The following is a 2,499-nucleotide window of genomic DNA, read 5'->3' on the forward strand; positions in this document are numbered from 1 at the left end:
GTCCGCCATCCTGCGGCGCTTCCTGTACGCCGCCGCCGCGACCGGCAGGCGAACTGAGGCGTCGCTCAGGTTGGTAGATGAAGATCAACGCTAATCAATATGATTTTTGTCTCGCCAGTTACGTCGATCGCCATCGACACCCACTCATCCGCGTCCACGGTCGTCTGATCGTAAGAACCAAACAAGCTCGGCCGAATTCTTTTAATTCTCCCAATTTCCGTTTTGATTTCCTGGGAATTCTTTATTTTCTGCTCAATGAATGCGAATGCCTCGCCGTGGCTGGACATGAAATACACAACGGTGTACAACGCAGCTCCAAAGAAAATAGCCAAGGCAATTGGCTTGCCGATTTTATAGGTAGAGATAATTATCTGTCAAAATAGATCGTAACTTGACCACCCCTGATTATGGTCGTACGCCAGAACCTTGGCGGTTTCAAGAACCAACTGCAACACTGAGTTAATGGACAGCGATCGCTGGGTTATTTAATTGTTCCATGTGGGCAGTATAAACGGCCAGGGGTGATGCGAAACCAAAACGGGCGCGTGGGCGCTGGTTGAGTTCGAGCGCGATGGCATCGAGTTCGTCTTGCGAGTAGATCGACAGGTCCGATCCCTTGGGCATGTACTGTCGCAGCAAGCCGTTGGTGTTCTCGTTGGAGCCGCGCTGCCATGGACTGTGCGGGTCGGCGAAATAGATTTGCACGCCTGTGCGTTTGGTGAGGATTTTATGGCCGTGCATTTCACGGCCCTGATCGTAAGTCATGGTTTTACGCATGGCGGCGGGCTCCCGGTTGAGCACAGCGGCGAAGCTGTCGACGACGGCCTTGGTGGTGGCGTTGTCCATCTTCGCCAACACCACAAAGCCAGTGGCGCGCTCGACCAGCGTACCGACCGAGGAGCGATTGCCAGCGCCCTTGATCAAGTCGCCCTCCCAGTGGCCGGGGATAAGCCGATCCTCGACCTCTGGCGGTCTGATATGGATGCTTTGCATGTCCTGGATTTGGTGACGACGATCCGCGCCTTGGCTACGTGGTTTGCAGACCTGATTGTGGTGACGCAGACAGGCAATCAGCTCACGTTTCAGTTCGCCACGCGGGTGTAAGTAGATGGCGTTGTAGATGGCCTCGTGCGAGACGGTTTCGTTAGAGTCGTTGGGCCACATGGCTTTGAGCTTGCCAGCAATTTTCTGGGGTGACCAGCGTAAGTTGAGAAGGTGGCGCACAACGATGAACATCATGCCGTGAATATGTAGCTTGGGGACTTTACGAGGCTTGACGCGCTGCGCCATGGCCCTCATCTAAGCCAGGTTGGCATCATACACGCCGGCGGCGTCTGCGCGCTTGAGCTCGCGGCTGATCGTACTAGCAGAACGGCGAAGGCGTTTAGCAATGGATCGAATGCTGCACTGGTCGTCGCGCATGAGCATGACGACCGCACGGTCTTGTGGGGTCAGATGAATATAGTTTCTCGGCATGGCAGCACCTTACAGCAAGTAGGTGTTGCAGTTGGTTCTTGAGAACGCCGTATCCGGCTCCAGTGATTTTCCATACAGATAGCCGCATGACTGCTTAGTTTCGGAGATTATTTACTTCAATTAGACGAAACAATTCCACAATAGAAAGATTATCAATCCCAGCGATTTTTTTACGTGCATCTATAAATCGCCGCAAAGCAATAATCAATTCTTTCGTATGAAGCGGCGCCTTCTCGGCAAGGGAAATTTCCACTTCAAAAAAGTTTCTTGCCTTAAGCAATAATAATCTTCCCGTCGCGTCGTAGCCAACATACTCACAATTTTTAATATCTATTACCTCGAAGTACTGCTCCGCATCGTACAAAGACCAATGAATAGATACGTCACCTTTTTCATCAAAAACTAAAGGCATTTTCATATCAAAACCTGTCGCACCATTTTTTATCTGGAGACTTTGGTTCCCAAGGACGATGCCGACCAATACCTTGCCCAGGAGGTGTTTCTCCACCAGCACTTGGCGGAGCTCGGCGATGATAATGAGGTAATTTTCCATAGGGGTTGCCTGTTCTATTTCCCCACGGTGCTATCCTAAAGTCATTTCCGATACTAAGTTCAGGTCCATATTTGATACCGATTGCTGACACGGCTACACCTCCCGCAATGCCCCCCATGTAAGCTCCTGAATCAAAATCTACGGCATCATTTGTACCCATCCCTTCGCGAATTAAATCAGTTATGCCTAAAGACACTCCATCGCCAAATCCCGCCGCAATATTGACGATAGACTGGGGAATGGCGGGCATATCCGCCCAGCCCATGAGACCAAGTGAATCCGTATACATGAGCGGATTTTCGTTAGCATATGCATAGGTATTGCCCCCCCCATCGAGTCCAATCGGATCACTCGAAATAAACCGCCCCAACGCCGGCGCATAGTAGCGCGCCCGATAGTAATACAGTCCCGTTCCATCGTTTTCCCGTCCCGTGTACTGGAAGGGATTGTCGACGGCCGCGTCGGCGGTC

3 protein-coding genes and 1 pseudogene are annotated in these 2,499 nt (G+C 51.6%); 1 reads left to right on the top strand and 3 read right to left on the bottom strand.

The genetic code is table 11. From position 1 onward, the window contains the following. Window positions 1-77: 77 nt before the first annotated feature. Window positions 78-383 (top strand): hypothetical protein, encoded by a 306-nt coding sequence (locus H7U20_RS25435; protein ID WP_199761943.1) that lies wholly within the window; start codon window positions 78-80, stop codon window positions 381-383. Between the two features lie 76 nt (window positions 384-459). On the opposite strand, the pseudogene H7U20_RS25440 reads toward H7U20_RS25435, so the two are convergent. The 3 genes and pseudogenes from H7U20_RS25440 to H7U20_RS25450 all read right to left on the bottom strand — a co-directional run. Further along, a pseudogene (locus tag H7U20_RS25440) lies at window positions 460-1,476 on the bottom strand (IS30 family transposase). Between the two features lie 94 nt (window positions 1,477-1,570). After that, window positions 1,571-1,894, bottom strand: a complete 324-nt coding sequence (locus H7U20_RS25445; protein WP_199761944.1) for a hypothetical protein — start codon at window positions 1,892-1,894, stop codon at window positions 1,571-1,573. Window position 1,895: 1 nt separating this feature from the next. Then, window positions 1,896-2,499 (bottom strand): RHS repeat-associated core domain-containing protein (locus H7U20_RS25450; RefSeq protein ID WP_199761945.1); only part of this gene is annotated, 604 nt, incomplete at its 5' end.

The sequence above is a fragment of the Rugamonas violacea genome (assembly GCF_016461825.1).
Lineage (GTDB): Bacteria > Pseudomonadota > Gammaproteobacteria > Burkholderiales > Burkholderiaceae_D > Rugamonas.